The sequence below is a fragment of the Micromonospora sp. NPDC049801 genome (assembly GCF_040656575.1).
Lineage (GTDB): Bacteria > Actinomycetota > Actinomycetes > Mycobacteriales > Micromonosporaceae > Micromonospora.
The window spans coordinates 1-16,980 of the sequence record NZ_JBFAMS010000018.1 but is presented as its reverse complement, the minus strand read 5'-3'; the positions used below and the strand labels follow the sequence as shown (position 1 = coordinate 16,980).

Below are 16,980 nucleotides of genomic sequence, written 5' to 3'. Positions count from 1 at the left end.
TCACGCCTCCAGATCGGGCAGGGAGATGCTCGGTAGGACTCCGGCCGCCGCGGCGATCGCGGCGGGTGTCGTGTCGAGGTGGTCCAGCAGGCCGTCGACGTACGAGACGTCGACCCGGACCTTCTGCACCCGGCCGTCGACGTCGCGCATCACGAACTCCCGGAAGCCGAGGCGGGAGGCCGAGTTGCTGTCGGCGGCGGAGAGCGAGGCCAGGGTGGCCTCGTACCCGTCGTTGACCGGTACCCGCAGCAGGCGCAGCGCCTCGGAGGCGATCTCGGCGTCTTCGGCGATCCGGCCGACGAAGACGGTGGAGACGAGGTTCTGCACGTCGAGGCCGAGGATGTCGCGGGGGTTCTGCGAGGCGACCAGCGCGGCGAGGTTCCACTTCCGGGAGTCTCGGGCGAGCCGGACCAGGAACGAACGCCCGGACCGCCAGCCCTCCATGAAGTGCGCCTCGTCGAGGCCGACCAGCTTGCGGGACGACATCGACCCGCCGTAGCAGCGGCGGACGGCGAGCCGGTGCGCGGTGTGCAGCATCGGCAGGGCGAGGGCCTCCTCGGCCGACCAGTACTCACGTTCGATCTTGAGGTCGGGCAGCCGGAGCCCGGCCATGGTGATCACGGTGAGCGCCGCGTCCGCGCCCAGCAGCCCTTCGGGCGGCCGGCCGAAGAACAGCATGGCGAGCGGCATCTCGGCGGTGTCCAGGAGGAGGTTCGCCAACTCCTTGCCGGCATCGTCGTCGAGCCGCCCGAGGCAGCTCACCACGTCGTCCAGGGTGGACGTCTCCTCGGCGGGTACCTGCCGGACGGCGTGCCGGAACAGGGTGGCGGTCGACGCCTCCCGGGCCACCTGCGGCGGCACGAGCATCATGCAGATGTCCTGGACCAGCATGCGGCGTTCGGCCCGCGCGTTGGAGACGGCGATCTCGAACTCACGGTCGCCGGCGGCCCCGCTGGCGAACTCGCTGCGCAGGGGCGTGGGGATGAGCGAGTAGGGCGCCAGGGTGCCGTGCTCGGAGCCGGTCAGGTTCAACACCCGGGAGTACGGGCGCAGCTCGGGCATGGCACAGAGCCGGGCCAGCGGCCCGGACGGGTCGAGGAGGGTCACCTGCACACCCCGTCGGGCGGCGAGGTAGCCCAGCGCGCCGAGCAGGGTCGACTTGCCACCACCCGGCTCGGCGACGAACACCGCGAGCCCGGAGCGTTCGCGTACCTCCATGGGGAAGTGCAGGTCGAGGAAGACCGGACGACGGCAGGTGCCGGCGGTACGCCCGATCAGGTCGCCCCGGCGGTCGCCAACGGTGGAGGCGGCCTGCGGGAGCGCGGCGGCGAGCAGCGGGACGGGCATCCGGCGGACGTAGCCGGTGTTGGCGATCGGTTCGCCGGGGATGAACTCGCGGGCCAGCCAGTCCTGGTTCTTCGGGTGCTGCAGCGAGATGCGCAGCTCGCGGGAGTAGAGCTGGATGAGCCGGCGGGCCCGCTCCAGGCACTCCTCCCTGGTCCGGCCGCCGACGGCGATGCGGTGCCAGCCGTGTGCGCGCGCCGAGTCGACGGGCAGGCCGGTGGTCATCTCGTCGCCGATCACCAGCGCCCGCTTGGCGAGGCGTTCGAGCTCCGGGGGAGCGTCGATGCCGTGCTCGGCGTAGTCGAGCTGCTGGGAGCGGATCATGCGGAGCCGGTGCTCGAGGTTACGGAACGAGTCACCGGAGCCGAGGATGTCGACCCGGGTGGAGATCTCCATCGGCCAGGGCAGTCGTTCGTGGAAGTGCAGCCACGGCTCGTGCCGTTCCGGGATCTCCAGCGGTTCCATCCGGCCGACGGCGAGCACGGCCACGTGCCGTTCCTCGCCGGTCATCCGGTTGACCAGCTTGACGGTCGAGCCGTACGGGGTGCGGTAGCGCTCGACCTGTTCGGTCAGGGCGAGCAGGTCACCGCGCTCCCACTGCCCGTCGGTCACCGGCGAGAGGCGACCCGGGGGCGCCATGCACAGCGCGACCGAGCGGTAGAGCAGCCATTCCAGCTCCTGCGCGGTGACCCGTCGGCCACGCATGCCGAACGCGCCGAGCACCTCGTCGAACTGCTCGACCGTGCGACCCAGCTTGCGACGCTCGCCCTCCGCCGTGCCCCGGCCGAAGGTGCGGAGCAGCCGTTCGGTCATGGAGTCGCCGAGGGAACGCCGGGCGAAGGTGACGCCCAGGTAGGTCTGCCCCTCGGCGTGGTTGACCGCCATCAGGTGCCGTTGGGCGGCGACCAGGTGGTCCGCCCAGCCGGTCGTTCCAGGCACGTCGGGCAGCGGCGCGGCCGTGTGGGTGTCGATGGTGCGTGCCCACTCGTCGGCTGGGAACGGCCGGGTGGTCCGGCGCAGGTGCAGCCGGAAGCCGGCGAGGCCCGCGTACTGCTCGGAGATCGCCGACAGCAGCGCCTCGCGTTCGGCGTCGGGGCGGAAGGCCCAGCGCACCTCGGGCAGCCAGTACCAGGCGGTCACCGTGTTCGGCGTGAAGGTCAGGTGGCCGGCGATCTCGGTGATGGCCAGCTCGACCGATGGGTCCCGGTCACCGAACTTGATTTTCGGAGCGCGGACCCGGACCGGCTTGATCGGCCGGTCCTGACGGTTCGCGGCCCGCTGGCGGGGCGTGGTGACCTCTCTGCCGGCGCCGGTGGGTCGCTCCGTCCGGGTGGTCCGGTGCGGCCCGCGTGCCAGGGCCGGCCGGTCGACCGGCGCGGTCGGCTGCTCTGCCGGGGCGCTCGGACGCTGCGCCGGCGCCGCCGTCTGCCCGGCCGATGTGCTGCTGGACACCCGGCTCGCCGGGCCGCTGGACGGCGGCGCGGGCGCGGCTGGGGCGGTCTGCTCGACCTCGACCGTGGGCTGCGGCATCGGCCGTCGGTCGCCCGCCTGGTGTGGCAACCGGGGCTCGACGGTCGGACGGGTGTCGATCCGGTGGCCACTGCTGGAGGGGTCGTCCGGTGTCCACGGTGGCTCCAGCTCGGGAGCCGGGCGGGTCGGCGTCGGCGGTTGCTGCGGGATCGCCGGCTGGGGCCGGCTGGCGGGAGCCGCCGTCACGGCCCGGGGCCGCGCGCCACCGAACAGGTCCAGGAAGGGCGAGTCGATGTCGGCGTTGTCGCCGGCCGAGACCGTGCTCGGCTCGGTGGGAGGCGTCCGGCGGGTGACCGGCCGGGGTGCCTGGAACACGCCGACCGCGCCGTGACCGGGCGAGGTCACCAGCGCGGGATCGAGTGCGACCTCATCCTCGGTCTCGGGGTAGTCGAACGACTGCGAACGGTGACTGGCCGGCACGGCCGGGCGGCCGGCCGGGGAGCCCGGCGTGGAAGAGCGACTCATGCGACCGCCTCACCCGCGTGAAACAGACCGATCGACGTGCCCCCGGTCATGCCAGCTCCTCCCGGATCCTGATCCGGCTGCCGACCAGGCGCGGGTCGCGCTGCTCGATCGCCGGCTCCCGGGTGCGTCGCCAGTCGGTCAGCGCGGTGCGGATGACCACCCGCGCCGGCCGGTCTGGATCAACGTGCCGGAAGATGAACGACGTGGTCACGATGGCGAGCGCGATCTCCCAGGCAGGGAAGAGGTCGACCGTCAACGTGAACAGCCAGTGGATGAACATGTAGAGGGGGACGAGCAGGATGAAGAGCCCGTACTGGGCGTAGGGCAGGTGGACCGGAAGGGTGTAGCCGGGCGGCCCGAGGTAGACCAGGCGGGCCCGGTAGATGTCGTCGTCGGTGCGCAGCCGCATCTGGTGACCGCGCCTATTCGAAGATCAGGTCGATCAGGTAATCGCCGACGAAGAAGAGTGTTGCCGCGCCGGCGATGAAGGCCAGCCCGACGATGGCGATCGCCGAGCTCGTCAGGACCTTGGAAATCTCGCCCCGACTGGCGCGACCGATGAAGATGACGCCCAGGACCGCGAGCAGGATCGGCGCGATCTTGCTGGCGAAGAAGGTGACCACACCGTTGGTGTCGATCCCCTTCGGTGCCGGCTCCGCGAGCGGAGCCGAGGCCAGGGTGGAGAGCGCGTGGGCGACGCCGGACGACGCCGTCTCCATGAGCTCGAAGGCGATCACTGGAACCTCCCCATATCGCGGCCGGCGGAGCCGCGGCGGTGCAGTAGGCAAGCCTGGCGGGAAATCTGCTCACAGGGCGGAGCGATTTCGACCCTGTGTTCGTTACTCACCACGGAGGGTGGCGAGCTTTGGGCGGTTTTTGCCCGCTTCGGCCCTCCCTCCAGACTTCGCCATCTCCATGCTGGCCAATTCCAAAGCGTACGGGCCGCCCCGGATTGCGACAAGCCGCGAAGGGACTGCCTGTTGCTGCCCGGACGACCGATCGTACACCTGTTCCAATGCGCACGTCAGGGATGGTCGACCCGGGTGGCCGAGCTCCGTCGTCATGACCGGTACGGTCTAGTCGTGACCGATCTGGTACGGGCTCCGGGCCCGGTGGTGATGGGCGTCCTCAACGTCACGCCGGACTCCTTCTCCGACGGCGGACGGTACGCCGACCTCGACGCGGCCGTCGGACACGGCGTCCGTCTGCGCGAGGCCGGGGCGGACCTGGTCGACATCGGCGGCGAGTCGACCCGCCCGGGCGCCGACCGGGTCGACGCGGCGACCGAGGCCGAACGCGTACTGCCGGTCATCCGCGAGCTGAGCGCCGCCGGGGTGCCGGTCAGCATCGACACCAGCCGCGCGCGGGTGGCCGAGGCGGCGCTGGACGCCGGCGCCGTGGTGGTCAACGACGTCTCCGGCGGACTGGCCGACCCCGACATGGCCCGCGTCGTGCGGGACGCCGGCTGCCCCTGGGTCCTCATGCACTGGCGTGGCCACTCCCGGCAGATGCGTGACCTGGCCAGCTACACCGATGTGGTGACCGACGTACGCGTGGAGCTCGGGCAGCGCGTCGACGCGGCGCTGGCCGCCGGGGTGGCCGCCGACCGCATCGTCGTCGACCCCGGCCTCGGTTTCGCCAAGACGGCCGCCCACAACTGGGAACTCAGCGCGCGCCTACCGGAGCTGCTGGACCTCGGATACCCGCTGCTCTTCGGCGCCAGCCGCAAGTCCTACCTCGGTCGCCTGCTCGCCGCCGCCGACGGCACACCGCGGCCAACCGCCCAACGCGAGGCCGCCACCGTGGCCACCAGCGTGCTGGCCGTCGCGGCCGGTGCGTGGGGCGTACGCGTGCACGACGTGCGGGCCACCGCGGACGCGCTTGCCGTCTGGACCGCCACCGGCCGGCCGCGCCTCACGCCCGTCCGTCCCGACGGCCGGCCGGTCGGCCGTGCGGAGGCCATCCGATGAATGACCGGATCCAGCTGACCGGCCTGCGGGCCCACGGCCGGCACGGGGTGTACGACTTCGAGCGGGAGCAGGGGCAGGATTTCGTGGTCGACGCCGTCCTCGAACTGGACCTCGGCCCGGCCGCCGCCAGCGACGACGTCACCGCCACGGTCCACTACGGCGAACTGGCCGAGCGGCTGGTGGCGGTGGTGACCGGAGAACCGGTCAACCTGATCGAGACCCTGGCCGACCGGCTGCTCACGGTCTGTCTGGCCGACGAGCGGGTCGTCACCGCGACGGTCACCGTGCACAAGCCGGAGGCGCCGGTGCCGCACACGTTCACCGACGTGGCCGTCACGATGACCCGGACGCGTACCCGATGACCCGGGCCGTGCTGTCGCTCGGCAGCAACCTCGGCGATCGCCTGGACCACCTCCGGACGGCCGTCGCGACGCTGGGTGACGCCGTGCTGGTGGTCTCCGGGGTGTACGAGACTCCACCGTGGGGAGACGCCAACCAGCCCGCGTACCTCAATGCGGTGGTGCTCGCCCAGGACGGGAGCGCGACCCCGCGCGACTGGCTGGCGCGGGCCCACGACGCGGAGCGCGCGGCCGGTCGGGTCCGTGACCCGGGGCGGCGGTTCGGGCCGCGCACCCTCGACGTGGACGTGATCGCGGTGTGGGGCGACGACGACGAGCCGGTGCTCAGCGACGAGGAGGAGCTGACCCTGCCGCATCCCCGCGCACACCTGCGCGCGTTCGTGCTGCGGCCGTGGATCGACATCCAACCGTACGGGCGGTTGCCCGGCCATGGCTGGCTGACCGACCTGCTCACCTCCGGCCCGGCCGCCGACGACGCGCTGGAACTGCGTCCCCGGCCGGAACTGACGTTAGAGTCGACGACATGACCCAGTGGAGCCGGCCGGCATGAGTCAGGCGAAGTCCCCACCGCCGGGCCCCGACGGGTCGCGGATGGGCCCCACCCGGATCTCGACGCTGGTCGTGGCGGCCCTGGCCGCGGCGGCGGTGGCCTGGCTGCTGATCAGCGCGCTCTACTACAGCGGCATCCCCCGCCTGCCGTGGCTGCCGGTGGTGACGCTGGCCGCGCTCGCGGTCCTGGAGGCGTACGCGGCCGTCAACACGCGCGGCCGCATCGACCGGAAGCCCGGTCGGGATCCGGTCAATCCGCTGCTGGTCGCCCGGTTCGTGGTGCTGGCCAAGGCGTCGGCGCTGGCGGGCTCCATCTTCGTCGGTTTCTACGCCGGGCTCAGCGGGTGGCTCTTCGTGGAGACAACCCGGGCGGCCACCGAGGACCGGCCGGCCGCCGGAGGCGGGTTGCTGGCGTCGCTGGCGCTGGTGGGCGCCGCGTTGTGGTTGGAACGTTCCTGCCGCGTCCCGGAGCGCCCGGACGACGAGCACGAGCAGGACCAGCGCGAGAGCCGCCCCGGCCAGCGCTGAGCAGGGGGTTACGTCCGGCTCCCACCGCGGGTACGGTGCCTCCGATCGGAGAGCAACGGCCGCCCCGGTCCATCCGGGTGCCGGGACGGAAGCGGCCGGCCACTGGGGAGGCGGTGCCATGGGGTACGAAGACACGGGCCGGGAGCGGTCGGTCGACCCCACGCCCGCGGTTCCCGCCGCCGTCCTGGAGAACGTCTTCGACGATCCCACCCACGGCGAGCCGGGCCGCGACCGCGTCGGCGTGCACGTGTTCTGGGAGTTCCTGCTGCTGGCCGGTCTGGCTGCCCTGGGCTGGCTGCTCTGGCGGGCCGACCCGGACGCGCTGCGCGGTGCCGACCTGCGCACGTTGCTGGTCGACGCGGTCGGCCTGGGGCTGCTCGCTCTCGCCGCCGGGCTGAGTCTGCGCACCGCCGCCCCCAACCTGGCCATCGGGTCGGTGGCGGTCGCCGCCGCGCTGCACTACGCGGAGCAGGGTGACCGGGGCCTGGCCGCGTCCGTGGGGTCGGCGGTCGTGGTCGCCGCGGTGGGTGGTCTCGTGCTGGCGCTCGCCGTGGTGGCACTGCAGGTGCCCGCGTGGGCGGCGAGCCTGGCCGGTGCCGCCGGCGTGGTGGTGTACATCGAACGCCGGTCTGCGCCGGTGCTGGTGCAGGGGGACTACGACCCGAGGCGGACGGCCGGCTACCTCTTCGCCGGGTTCGCCGCCGTCGCGGTCCTCGGCGGTCTGTTCGGCGCGATCCGCGCGATCCGCCGGTTGGTGGGCCGGTACCGGCCGGTTGCCGATCCGGCCCGGCGCCGGGGCGCGCTGGCCGCCGTGGTCACCGCGCTGGCGCTCGTCGGCTCCACCGTGCTGGCCGCGCTCGCCGGGGTCCTGCTCGCCGCCAACCCTCCCGGCGTCGTCACGCCCACTTCCGGGCTGGACTGGACCGTGCTGGCCATCGGTGTGTCCCTGCTCGGCGGCACCAGCGCGTACGGCCGGCGCGGCGGCGTGTTCGGCACGGTGCTGGCGGTCGGCCTGGTCACCGTCTTCGAGGCGTACGCGCCGGAGCGCGACTGGTCGGTGAGCCGCTGGGCGGTGGGCGGGGTGGCGCTCGGTGTCGGGCTGTTGGCGACCCGACTGGTCGAGACGTTCGGGCGGCCCCGGCCGGGTGTGGTGGAGAAGCCGGAGCCCGTCGGCGACGGCACGATCAGCTCGGGTTGGAGCGTGCCCCGGCCCCAGTCGGCCGACAACTGGCCGCCGACCCTGCCGACGCCGCCCGCGCCGGAACCGGCCGACCCGTGGCGGGATCCCCGCTGGGAGGACGGCCCGCGGCGCTGGGATGTCGGCGACCGGTGAGCCGTGTGGCGTCCGCCGAGCCGGCGGTGATCTCGACCGTTAGGCTCGCCGCATGACCGACACACCACCCGCCGCGCCCGGCGGAACCTCGTTCGAGGAACTCGACGCGCTGTCCACGGAGGAGTTGCGGGAGCGGGCGTTCGCCCTGGCCCGGGAGCGCCGCGACGTGGGCTTCTACTGGTCGGTGCTGCGCCATCTGCCGAACGCGGACGAGGCCACGGTGCTGGACGGCGCGCCGAACTCGATCGGCCCGACCATCGACGAGGCGAACGCGTTGTGGCGGGAGTTGACCGGGCACGGCTACGAGGAGTCGGCACCGCTGCTGCGGGCCGCCTTCATCGACTATCTGTTGAAGCACTGAGCCGCCCGACGCAGCCCAGGTCCGCCCGGTCGGCCGGCAGGGGCCCTGGGCGGATCATGGGATTGGTCCGTACGGGCCCGGTCAGCGGCTACGGGACGGCCGCCGGCACCGGCGCGCTCGCCGTACTGCTGCTGGTCGGCATCTGTGGCAGCCCGGCGTACACCGGTTGGGCCGCCGCGACGCTTACCGACCCGACCTCGGCGGGCGGCTTCTACCTGCGCCTGCTCGCCTGGCCGGCCTGGCGACTGGACGCGGACGGGCAGGCCGGCGGCCTGTTCGCCGCCGACCTGCGGGCCGTCGCGCTGGTGCTCCTGGCGGTGGCGCTGCTCTACCTGCTGCCCGCCGCGCAGGTGGCCCGGGTACCCGGGCCGGTCAGCCAGTTCTTCTCCGGCTGGGCCGCGTACGTGTTGGCCGGCGGGCTCGCCGCCGTGCTGGCGGCGCTCCTCGGCCCGGACCCGTCGCTGCTGAAGGCGCTGCAGGATGCGAGCAGCGGCGCCGGCTACGGCTTCCTCACCGGCTGGATCATCGGCACCGCGAGCCTCGGCGGCCGGGCCTAGCCGCCAGCCCAGCAGACCGGACCCAGCGGACCGGACCGCCAGCCGGCCAGCCCAGCGGACCGGGTCCAGCCGCCACGCCGAGCGGACTCAGCCAGGGGCCGGGTGGGCCGGCCGCTAGCGACCCGGGTCGAGCAGGCTCTGGCGGCTGAGCGCGCCCACCGGGCGGCCGTCGTCGGTCACCAGGAGGCGATCCTGTCCCGACGTCAGCAGTGCCGCCAGGGCGTCGTACGCCGTGCCGTCGAGCCCCACGGTGGGCAGGTCGGCGGGGGCGTCGCCGGGCACGGGCTCCAGGGAATCCCGGTCGAGCGGGGTGACCGCCAACCGGCGGATGCCCCGGTCGGCGCCGACGAACTCCCGGACGAACGCGGTGGCGGGGGCGCCGAGCAGCGCGGCCGGCGTGTCGTACTGCTCGAGATGCCCGCCCTCGGACAGCACCGCGATCCGGTCGCCGAGCCGGACGGCCTCGTCGAGGTCGTGGGTGACCAGGACGATCGTCTTGCGGACCTCGGCCTGCAGGCGAAGGAACTCCTCCTGCAGGCGGGCCCGGACGATCGGGTCCACGGCCGAGAACGGCTCGTCCATCAGCAGCACCACCGGGTCGGCGGCGAGCGCGCGGGCCACGCCGACCCGCTGCCGCTGACCGCCCGACAGCTCGTGCGGATAGCGGCGGCCGAACTGGTTCGGGTCCAGTCCCACCAGGTCGAGCAGCTCGTCCACCCGGGCGCGGGTCCGCTGGCGGGACCAGCCGAGCAGGCCCGGGACGGTGGCCACGTTGGCCCGGACCGTCTGGTGGGGGAAGAGGCCGACGTTCTGGATCACGTAGCCGATCCGGCGGCGTAGCCGCACCGGGTCGGCGTCCGTGACGTCCTCGTCACCGAGCATGATCCGACCGGCCGTCGGCTCGATCAAGCGGTTGATCATGCGGAGCACGGTCGACTTGCCGCAGCCCGACGGGCCGATCAGCACCACCAACTCACCGGCCCGGACGTCCAGGCTCAGCTCCTTAACGGCCTCGGTGCCGTTCGGGTAGCGCTTCTGGATGCCCTGCAGGGAGATCGACGCCGCGCGAGGGGATTCGGCCGCGCCGGGGGCCTCCGGGGTAACGTCCACGTATGTCCTTCCGCCTGAGCTACCGGGCCGACCCGGGTAACCCCTGGTTCTCCTGGCAGTACGTGCGGGACAACTCTGACACGATCCTTGCCGCCGTGCGCGAACACGCCTCCCTCACCGGGCGCGCGGTGCTGATCGCGGTGCTCATCGCCCTGCCGTTGTCCGTGCTCGCGTACTGGTTCCGTCCGTTGGCCGGCCCGATCCTCGGCGTCACCGGAGTGATCTACACCATTCCGTCGCTGGCGCTGTTCGCCTTCATCGCGCCGTACCTGGGTACCGGCGCCACCACCGTACTGGTCGGGCTGGTCCTGTACGCGCTGCTGCTGATCGTCCGCAACGTGGTGGCGGGGCTCAACCAGGTGCCGCCGGAGGTCGGCGAGGCCGCCGAGGGCATGGGCTACGGCCGGTGGCGGCGGCTGTTCCGGATCGACCTTCCGCTGGCCATCCCCGGCATCCTGACCGGGCTGCGGCTGGCCACCGTGTCGACCGTCGCGCTGGTCACGGTCGGGGTGCTGGTCGGGCACGGCGGCCTCGGGCAACTGATCTTCGCGGGCTTCCAGAACAACCTCTACAAGGCCGAGATCATGACCGGGACGGTGCTCTGCGTGGCGTTGGCGGTGCTGCTGGACCTGCTGCTGGTGCTCGTCGGCCGGCTGGTCACTCCCTGGGCCGCCCGGGGCGTCCGGTGAGCGCCGCCGCGAACCCCCTGCAGCAGGGGGTGCTCTGGCTCAACGACCCGCTGAACTGGACCAACCCCGGCGGCATCCTGGAGCGCCTCGGCGAGCACCTGACGATCTCTGCCCTGGCGGTGGCGCTCGGCTGCCTGGTGGCCTGGCCGGTCGGGCTCTGGCTCGGGCACGCCGGTCGGGGCGGCGGCCTGGTGGTGCTCGTGTCCAACGCCACGCTGGCCATCCCCACCCTGGCGCTGCTGACCATCCTGCCGCTGACGTTCCTCGGTTTCGGGCGTACGCCGGTGGTGGTGGCGCTCGCCGTCTTCGCCGTACCGCCGCTGCTGGCCAACGCCTACACCGGCGTACGCCAGGTGGACCCGGAGGCGCGCGACGCGGCCCGGGGGATGGGCCTGTCCGGCGGGCAGTTGCTGCGGCGGGTGGAGCTGCCGTTGGCGGTGCCGTACCTGGCCGCCGGCTTCCGGACGGCGGCCGTGCAGGTCATCGCCACGGCGGCGCTGGCCTCGTTCGTCAACGGCGGCGGGCTCGGCGAGATCATCCGTACCGGGTTCGGTCTGAGCATCGCCGTCGGCGGTGGGCAGATCGTGGCCGGCGGTGTGCTGGTGGCCGGGCTGGCGTTGCTGGCCGAGCTGCTGCTCGGGATCGTCGAACGCATGGTCACCCCGCGTCCGCTGCGCCGGGGCCGGCGGCGCGCGGGCCGTCCGCGACCCGCCGACGCCACCGGCCGCGCCTGACAGGTCACCGGGCGTGCTCCGTCCGGGTGAGTGGACGCCGAAGCGGCGACCAGCGGCGGGCCGGTCGGTGACGATGCGGTGACGAAGCCCATCCCGAGTTGTCGGTCGGCCGTGGACCATGTTGGGTGGGAATTGCGGGCGACCAACATCCAGGATCGCCCGTCGGACACGCGGCCGGCCCGGGACGGGTCGCGCCGGGACACGGAAGGCGGGCGGCACATATGCGCGCACGTACACGTCTCGCGATCGGCGCCGTCGGCGTCGTGGCCGGGGCAGCACTTCTCACCGGGTGTGGCGACGCCGGCTCGTCCGGCACCGACGCTCCCCAGACCAGCGCCTCGGGCGCCGGGTGCGCACCGGTCGCCGGCAAGCAGCTCATCGCGCTGACCGACGACAAGAAGCTCCAGAACTCCGACAACGTCCTCCCGGCGATCAACAGCAAGGTGGCCAACCCACAGCTGATCGCCGCGCTCGACAAGGTCTCCGCGACGCTCGACACGCCGAAGCTGGTCCAGCTCAACAAGGCGGTCGACGTCGACCGCAAGACCCCCAAGGTCGCGGCCGAGGAGTTCGCCAGCGCCAACAACCTCACCGCGGGCATCGCCAAGGGCCCGGGTGGCGAGATCGTGGTCGGCGCCGCGAACTTCAGCGAGAGCCAGATCCTGGGCGAGCTGTACCGCATCGCGCTCACCGGCGCCGGCTACCAGGTCAAGGTGCAGCAGATCGGCAACCGGGAGCTGTACGAGCCGGCGTTGGAGAAGGGCGAGGTCCAGGTCGTCCCGGAGTACGCGTCGACGATGGCCGAGTTCCTCAACACCAAGGCCAACGGCCAGAACCCCCCGCCCGTCTCCTCGCCCGACATCAACACCACGGTGACGGCGCTCAAGGCCGAGGGCGACAAGGTGGGCATCACCTTCGGTGCCCCGGCCGCCGCGCAGGACCAGAACGCCTTCGCGGTGACCCAGGAGTTCGCCGACAAGTACGGCGTACGGACCCTCTCCGAGCTGGCCGCGAAGTGCTCCGGCAGCGCCACCGTGCTGGGCGGCCCGCCGGAGTGCCAGCAGCGGCCGTTCTGCAAGCCGGGCCTGGAGAAGACCTACGGCCTCTCGGTGGGTTCGTTCTCCTCCCTGGACCAGGGTGGACCGCTGACCAAGAACGGTCTGCGTGAGGGCAAGATCAGTGTGGGCCTGGTCTTCTCCTCGGACAGTGCGTTCGCCACGAGCTGACGCTCTGCTACGGCGTGTGACGGACGCCCCCGCCCCGCAGGGGCGGGGGCGTCCGTCCGTCCGGGAACCGTTCCCTCCGGTGCGGATCGTCGGTAGGCTGCACTCCCATGCCAGCCCCGGTCACCTCCGACGCCCGGCGTCAACCGCTTCTGCTGACCGTGCTCTTCTGGGGCGGCGTGGCGCTGGCGCCCGTCGCGGCGTTGATTCTCCTGGTGGCTGACGGTAACGGTCCGCTGCGTCTCGCGGCGGTGCTCGCCATCGTGGCGGTGGTCCTGATCGGCCTCTCCATCGCGCTGCGCCCCGACGGGGACGGCACATCGGCGCGGGCCGACGAGCTGCTGGAGGAGATCGAGGAGTTGCGCCGGGAGTTGCGCGCCGAGATCGTGGCCGCCGCGCAGCGCGGTAACCAGGCGCTCGACCAGGCGCAGCGCGCCCAGGAGGGGATCGCCGCGGTCCGTCGCCGCCTCGACGCCACCGGTGCGGCCCTCGCTGGCGCCGCCCCGGCCGCCGAGCCGGCGGCGGCCAGCCGGGCCCGCGTGCCGTCCGTCGAGCCGGTGGACGACACCCCACCCGCCCGCAGCCGGGTACCGGTCCCCGGCGACACCCCACCCGCCCGCAGCCGGGTACCGGTCCCCGGCGACACCCCACCCGCCCGCAGCCGGGTACCGGTCCCCGGCGACATCCCGGCCGCCCGGGTGCGGGTACCGGCTCCGGGCGAGGCCGCCAGTCGGATTCCGGCCCCGGCCACGGACGAGGACGCCCCTCGGGTGCGGGTGCCGGCACCGGACGAGGCGGCCGGTCGGTGGGGACGCGACGACCGTGCCGACGACGAACCGGCGTACCGCCACCGCGCCGCGGATGCTCCCGAGCCCACCGCCGGCAGCGTGTACGGCGCCACTGCGCGCCCGCCGGAGCACGACCGGGCGCGGGAGTACAACCCGCCGCGCGAGTACGACCGCCCGCGTGAGCGCGACCGCCCGGAGTCGACGCACCGGCCGGTCGGCGTGGTCCGGCACACCGAGACCGTGCACGTCACGACCCGGCACACCGTCGTCGACGGCGGTCCCGCCGAGTCGGGTGGGCGCTACGGCGCCGGGTACGGCGGCCAGTGGACCCCGCCGGCCCAGGAATGGACCCGGGGCGGCGGCGCCCAGGGGCGTGCCCGTTCCTGGGACGACGCGCAGGAGCCCCGGTCCGAGTACGCCGACGACGACCGCGAGCGCCGCGCCGACGACCGGTCCTGGGGTACGCAGCACGCCTCTCGGGGGGAGTCGGCCCCGGTGGGCCCCCGCGACGGTTTGGGATGGGGCGGGCCCGATCGTGGCGACGAGGTGCCCCGCAGGACGGCTCGCGCCGACGAGCCGGAGTGGACCGACCAGCGCGACGCCTACGCGCCGGCCGACGAGTCCGCGTGGGACGGTCGTTCGCAGCGCCGTGGCTGGTCGGAGCAGGCCGAGCCGGAGCGCGCCGGCGCCCCGCAGCCCGGTCCCGCCCTGCGCGCGGACGACACCGGCGAGTACTGGTCCCAGCTTCGGGCCGGCGACCGGTGGGCGGCTGTCCGCGACGACGACAACGGCCGTGAGCTGCACGTCGGGGAACGCCGGGCCGAGGTGCACGCCGACGCCACGGGCACCGAGTACCGGATGGCGGACCGTTGGGCGTCCGTCCGCCACGAGGACGCCCGCCGCCACGAGGATCCGCGCCGCCACGAGGATCCGCGCCGGCACGAGGATCCGCGCCGGCAGGAGGACGCCCGCCGCCACGAGGATCCGCGCCGGCAGGACGAACCTCGGCCGGCGTTGCCGGTCGGTGGCGTGGCCGTACCGGACGAGTGGCGTCCGCCGCGTCAGCGCGGCCACGAGCCGGAACCCGCCCCCGAGCGGGGTGGCCGCCGCCGGGTCGAGGAACGGTACGGCTACCCGCCGCAGGACGACGCGCCCCGTGCCGGCGGCGCCCCGATCACCGACCGCTGGCGCTGATCCCGGTCACTTGTCGATGTCGCCGACCACGAAGAACATCGAGCCGAGGATGGCGATCAGGTCCGGTACGAGGCAGCCGGGCAGCAGGGTGGCCAACGCCTGCACGTTCGCGTACGACGCGGTGCGCAACTTCAACCGCCAGGGTGTCTTCTCACCCCGCGACACCAGGTAGTAGCCGTTGATGCCGAGCGGGTTCTCCGTCCAGGCGTACGTGTGGCCCTCCGGCGCCTTGAGCACCTTCGGCAGCCGGGTGTTGATCGGCCCGGTGAGCCGGTCCACCCGGTCCAGGCACTGCTCGGCGAGGTCCAGCGACGCGTACGCCTGGTCGAGCAGCACCTCGAAGCGGGCGTGGCAGTCCCCGGCGGTCTTGGTGACCACCGGGACGTCCAGCTCGTCGTACGCCAGGTAGGGGTCGTCGCGGCGCAGGTCCAGGTCGAGGCCGGAGGCGCGGGCCACGGGCCCGGACGCGCCGAACGCGGCGGCGTCGGCGGCGGACAGCACGCCCACTCCGACGGTACGGGCCAGGAAGATTTCGTTGCGCCGGATCAGGTGGTCCAGGTCGGGCAGCCGTCCGCGTACCTCGCCGATGGCCGCACGGGCTCGTCCCGTCCAGCCGTACGGAACCTCTTCCTTGAGGCCGCCCACCCGGTTGAACATGTAGTGGATCCGGCCCCCGGAGACCTCCTCCATCACCGCCTGGATGGTCTCCCGTTCCCGGAACGCGTAGAAGACCGGTGTGATCGCGCCGATCTCCAGCGGGTACGAGCCGAGGAACATCAGGTGGTTGAGCACCCGGTTCAGCTCGGCGAGGGCCATCCGCAGCCAGGTGGCCCGCTCGGGCACCTCCATGCCCATCAGGCGTTCCACGGCGAGCACCACGCCCAGCTCGTTGGAGAACGCCGACAGCCAGTCGTGCCGGTTGGCCAACACGATGATCTGCCGGTAGTCGCGTACCTCGAAGAGCTTCTCCGCACCCCGGTGCATGTAGCCGACGATCGGTTCGCAGGCGACCACCCGTTCGCCGTCGAGCACGAGCTTCAGTCGCAGCACGCCGTGCGTCGACGGGTGCTGCGGGCCGATGTTGAGCACCATGTCGGTGCCGAGCTGCTGACCGCCGGTGCCGGCGACCAGCCCGGCCCCGGTGCCGACGGTCAGTTCACGGAGGTCCCCGGCGTCGGTGCTCATGCCCGTCATCGTGCCACGGCCGTCGGTAGCCCGATGCCGACCGGTTGGCGCAGCCACCAGTGCCCGCCGAGCCCGGCCGGGTCGGTCAGCTCGGCCACCGCCGACGCCGCGGCCAGCGCCCGCACGTAGCCGGCCGGGTCGGTGCCGGCCAGGCTGAGCGGCGGTCGACCGCCGTCGGCCCCGAGCGCCCGCAGCGCCTCGGTCTGCAAGCTCAGGGAGTACGCGCACCGGGCGACCGCTGCGCCGGCGGAGGCGACCGAGTCCATGGCCACGTGCGCGGTGACATCGCTCGACGCGTCCGGCACCGGAGGCACCTGCCGCCCACCCCGGTAACCCGTCAACGTCCCATCCACCGGCCGCCCCTCCCGCAGGTGCCCATAGTCGACCGCCACCGCCAACCCGCGCCTGATCCTGCCCACCGCGTACCCCCAGGCTTCGTCGCGTGGTCTGCCGATTTCTGCGCGGTGGTCGGTGTGTGGGGTTTCCGGGCAGCCCGGCCGGCTCCGGGCGGTCAGGCTTGATCCCTGCGCCGGCCGGGCTGCCCCGAAGCCCGACCCGCTTCCGCTCGTCGCGTCCGTCGAGGCCGGACCACCGGTCACGTCACGGTCCGCACCGTGAGGGCTCGCCGGACTGGGCCACCAGGTGGTCAGCCAATCAAGATCAGCAGTGCTGACCGGCCCACCAACCGTCTCCACCCCGGTTGACGGTTCGACCAGCACATACCGCCAGCCACCGTCGGCGTGCACCGCAACGTCGAGCGGCACGTTGTCCAGCCACTCGGTCGCCAGCAACAGTCCGGTGATGCCGTCGGGGATCTCGGTGGTCCAGTGGATCTCCTTGGGCAGGTTCTCCGGGCGGCTGGCGTACTCGACTGCGGTGAAGCGGATCCGTTCCGCGAGCGACCGACGACCGGCGACCCACGACGGCCCATCGGGTGACCGACGGACGGCGGCCGCAGGAGTCAGGGTTTCCGGGGAGCCCGGAGGTGGTGTCGGTGAGCTTGGTGCGGGCGACGCGGGACAGCACGCCGGAGAGCATGACCATGGCCCAGCGGCGGGGGC

17 protein-coding genes are annotated in these 16,980 nt (G+C 73.2%); 11 read left to right on the top strand and 6 right to left on the bottom strand.

Features of this window, described 5'->3' with window-relative positions:
• The 3 genes from AB0I89_RS27705 to AB0I89_RS27695 are packed head-to-tail and all read right to left on the bottom strand — an operon-like array spanning nt 1 to nt 4,076.
• Nucleotides 1–3,339 (bottom strand): ATP-binding protein, encoded by a 3,339-nt coding sequence (locus tag AB0I89_RS27705; protein WP_357132777.1) that lies wholly within the window; start codon nt 3,337–3,339, stop codon nt 1–3.
• 46 nt (nt 3,340–3,385) lie between these two features.
• On the bottom strand, nt 3,386–3,748 hold the full coding sequence (locus AB0I89_RS27700; protein WP_204942430.1) for a hypothetical protein: 363 nt from the start codon (nt 3,746–3,748) through the stop codon (nt 3,386–3,388).
• A 13-nt stretch (nt 3,749–3,761) separates the two neighbouring features.
• Complete coding sequence (locus AB0I89_RS27695) at nt 3,762–4,076, bottom strand: hypothetical protein (RefSeq protein ID WP_053654780.1); 315 nt, start codon at nt 4,074–4,076, stop codon at nt 3,762–3,764.
• Between the two features lie 345 nt (nt 4,077–4,421).
• Here AB0I89_RS27695 and folP point away from each other — a divergent pair, with 345 nt between their 5' ends.
• From folP to AB0I89_RS27660, 7 genes are all read left to right on the top strand, one after another.
• Nucleotides 4,422–5,309 (top strand): dihydropteroate synthase, encoded by an 888-nt coding sequence (gene folP, locus AB0I89_RS27690; protein ID WP_357132774.1) that lies wholly within the window; start codon nt 4,422–4,424, stop codon nt 5,307–5,309.
• Nucleotides 5,306–5,671, top strand: coding sequence for a dihydroneopterin aldolase (gene folB / locus AB0I89_RS27685; RefSeq protein ID WP_357132772.1), 366 nt, complete (start codon nt 5,306–5,308; stop codon nt 5,669–5,671). The genes folP and folB overlap by 4 nt, the downstream gene beginning before the upstream one ends.
• A complete protein-coding gene (gene folK / locus AB0I89_RS27680; RefSeq protein ID WP_357132770.1) occupies nt 5,668–6,195 on the top strand; it encodes a 2-amino-4-hydroxy-6-hydroxymethyldihydropteridine diphosphokinase in 528 nt (175 codons plus the stop codon). Before folB ends, folK begins: the two co-directional genes overlap by 4 nt.
• A 19-nt stretch (nt 6,196–6,214) precedes the next feature.
• Nucleotides 6,215–6,745, top strand: coding sequence for a DUF3180 domain-containing protein (locus tag AB0I89_RS27675; RefSeq protein ID WP_357132768.1), 531 nt, complete (start codon nt 6,215–6,217; stop codon nt 6,743–6,745).
• A 118-nt stretch (nt 6,746–6,863) separates the two neighbouring features.
• Entirely contained in the window at nt 6,864–8,078 is a 1,215-nt protein-coding gene (locus AB0I89_RS27670) for an ABC transporter permease (RefSeq protein WP_357132766.1), read from the top strand.
• 52 nt (nt 8,079–8,130) lie between these two features.
• On the top strand, nt 8,131–8,439 hold the full coding sequence (locus AB0I89_RS27665) for a hypothetical protein (RefSeq protein WP_357132764.1): 309 nt from the start codon (nt 8,131–8,133) through the stop codon (nt 8,437–8,439).
• Nucleotides 8,440–8,495: 56 nt separating this feature from the next.
• Complete coding sequence (locus tag AB0I89_RS27660; protein WP_357132762.1) at nt 8,496–8,996, top strand: hypothetical protein; 501 nt, start codon at nt 8,496–8,498, stop codon at nt 8,994–8,996.
• Nucleotides 8,997–9,110: 114 nt separating this feature from the next.
• On the opposite strand, the gene AB0I89_RS27655 is transcribed toward AB0I89_RS27660, so the two are convergent.
• On the bottom strand, nt 9,111–10,106 hold the full coding sequence (locus tag AB0I89_RS27655; RefSeq protein WP_357132760.1) for an ABC transporter ATP-binding protein: 996 nt from the start codon (nt 10,104–10,106) through the stop codon (nt 9,111–9,113).
• A 2-nt stretch (nt 10,107–10,108) separates the two neighbouring features.
• Here AB0I89_RS27655 and AB0I89_RS27650 point away from each other — a divergent pair, with 2 nt between their 5' ends.
• The 4 genes from AB0I89_RS27650 to AB0I89_RS27635 all read left to right on the top strand — a co-directional run bounded on the left by AB0I89_RS27650 (nt 10,109) and on the right by AB0I89_RS27635 (nt 14,734).
• Nucleotides 10,109–10,795, top strand: coding sequence for an ABC transporter permease (locus tag AB0I89_RS27650; protein ID WP_357132758.1), 687 nt, complete (start codon nt 10,109–10,111; stop codon nt 10,793–10,795).
• Nucleotides 10,792–11,529, top strand: a complete 738-nt coding sequence (locus AB0I89_RS27645) for an ABC transporter permease (RefSeq protein WP_357132756.1) — start codon at nt 10,792–10,794, stop codon at nt 11,527–11,529. Before AB0I89_RS27650 ends, AB0I89_RS27645 begins: the two co-directional genes overlap by 4 nt.
• A gap of 221 nt (nt 11,530–11,750) precedes the next feature.
• Nucleotides 11,751–12,755: a glycine betaine ABC transporter substrate-binding protein gene (locus AB0I89_RS27640; protein ID WP_357132754.1), complete on the top strand. Its 1,005-nt coding sequence runs from the start codon at nt 11,751–11,753 to the stop codon at nt 12,753–12,755.
• A gap of 107 nt (nt 12,756–12,862) precedes the next feature.
• Nucleotides 12,863–14,734, top strand: a complete 1,872-nt coding sequence (locus tag AB0I89_RS27635; protein WP_357132752.1) for a hypothetical protein — start codon at nt 12,863–12,865, stop codon at nt 14,732–14,734.
• A 6-nt stretch (nt 14,735–14,740) separates the two neighbouring features.
• Here AB0I89_RS27635 and AB0I89_RS27630 read toward each other — a convergent pair whose 3' ends face one another.
• Nucleotides 14,741–15,928 carry an NADH-quinone oxidoreductase subunit D gene (locus AB0I89_RS27630; RefSeq protein WP_357132750.1) on the bottom strand — a complete coding sequence of 396 codons (1,188 nt, stop codon included), beginning with the start codon at nt 15,926–15,928 and terminating at the stop codon, nt 14,741–14,743.
• The gene (locus AB0I89_RS27625; RefSeq protein ID WP_357132963.1) at nt 15,925–16,884 is read right to left on the bottom strand and encodes an SAM-dependent methyltransferase; all 960 of its coding nucleotides are present in this window, start codon (nt 16,882–16,884) and stop codon (nt 15,925–15,927) included. The genes AB0I89_RS27630 and AB0I89_RS27625 overlap by 4 nt, the downstream gene beginning before the upstream one ends.
• Nucleotides 16,885–16,980: the final 96 nt, after the last annotated feature.

What these genes read in the sequence shown, in the direction of transcription:
- AB0I89_RS27705 (WP_357132777.1), bottom strand. Translation starts at nt 3,339, where the DNA reads ATGAGTCGCTCTTCCACGCCGGGCTCCCCGGCCGGCCGCCCGGCCGTG.
- AB0I89_RS27700 (WP_204942430.1), bottom strand. Translation starts at nt 3,748, where the DNA reads ATGCGGCTGCGCACCGACGACGACATCTACCGGGCCCGCCTGGTCTAC.
- folB (WP_357132772.1), top strand. Translation starts at nt 5,306, where the DNA reads ATGAATGACCGGATCCAGCTGACCGGCCTGCGGGCCCACGGCCGGCAC.
- folK (WP_357132770.1), top strand. Translation starts at nt 5,668, where the DNA reads ATGACCCGGGCCGTGCTGTCGCTCGGCAGCAACCTCGGCGATCGCCTG.
- AB0I89_RS27675 (WP_357132768.1), top strand. Translation starts at nt 6,215, where the DNA reads ATGAGTCAGGCGAAGTCCCCACCGCCGGGCCCCGACGGGTCGCGGATG.
- AB0I89_RS27670 (WP_357132766.1), top strand. Translation starts at nt 6,864, where the DNA reads ATGGGGTACGAAGACACGGGCCGGGAGCGGTCGGTCGACCCCACGCCC.
- AB0I89_RS27665 (WP_357132764.1), top strand. Translation starts at nt 8,131, where the DNA reads ATGACCGACACACCACCCGCCGCGCCCGGCGGAACCTCGTTCGAGGAA.
- AB0I89_RS27660 (WP_357132762.1), top strand. Translation starts at nt 8,496, where the DNA reads ATGGGATTGGTCCGTACGGGCCCGGTCAGCGGCTACGGGACGGCCGCC.
- AB0I89_RS27650 (WP_357132758.1), top strand. Translation starts at nt 10,109, where the DNA reads ATGTCCTTCCGCCTGAGCTACCGGGCCGACCCGGGTAACCCCTGGTTC.
- AB0I89_RS27640 (WP_357132754.1), top strand. Translation starts at nt 11,751, where the DNA reads ATGCGCGCACGTACACGTCTCGCGATCGGCGCCGTCGGCGTCGTGGCC.
- AB0I89_RS27635 (WP_357132752.1), top strand. Translation starts at nt 12,863, where the DNA reads ATGCCAGCCCCGGTCACCTCCGACGCCCGGCGTCAACCGCTTCTGCTG.
- AB0I89_RS27630 (WP_357132750.1), bottom strand. Translation starts at nt 15,928, where the DNA reads ATGACGGGCATGAGCACCGACGCCGGGGACCTCCGTGAACTGACCGTC.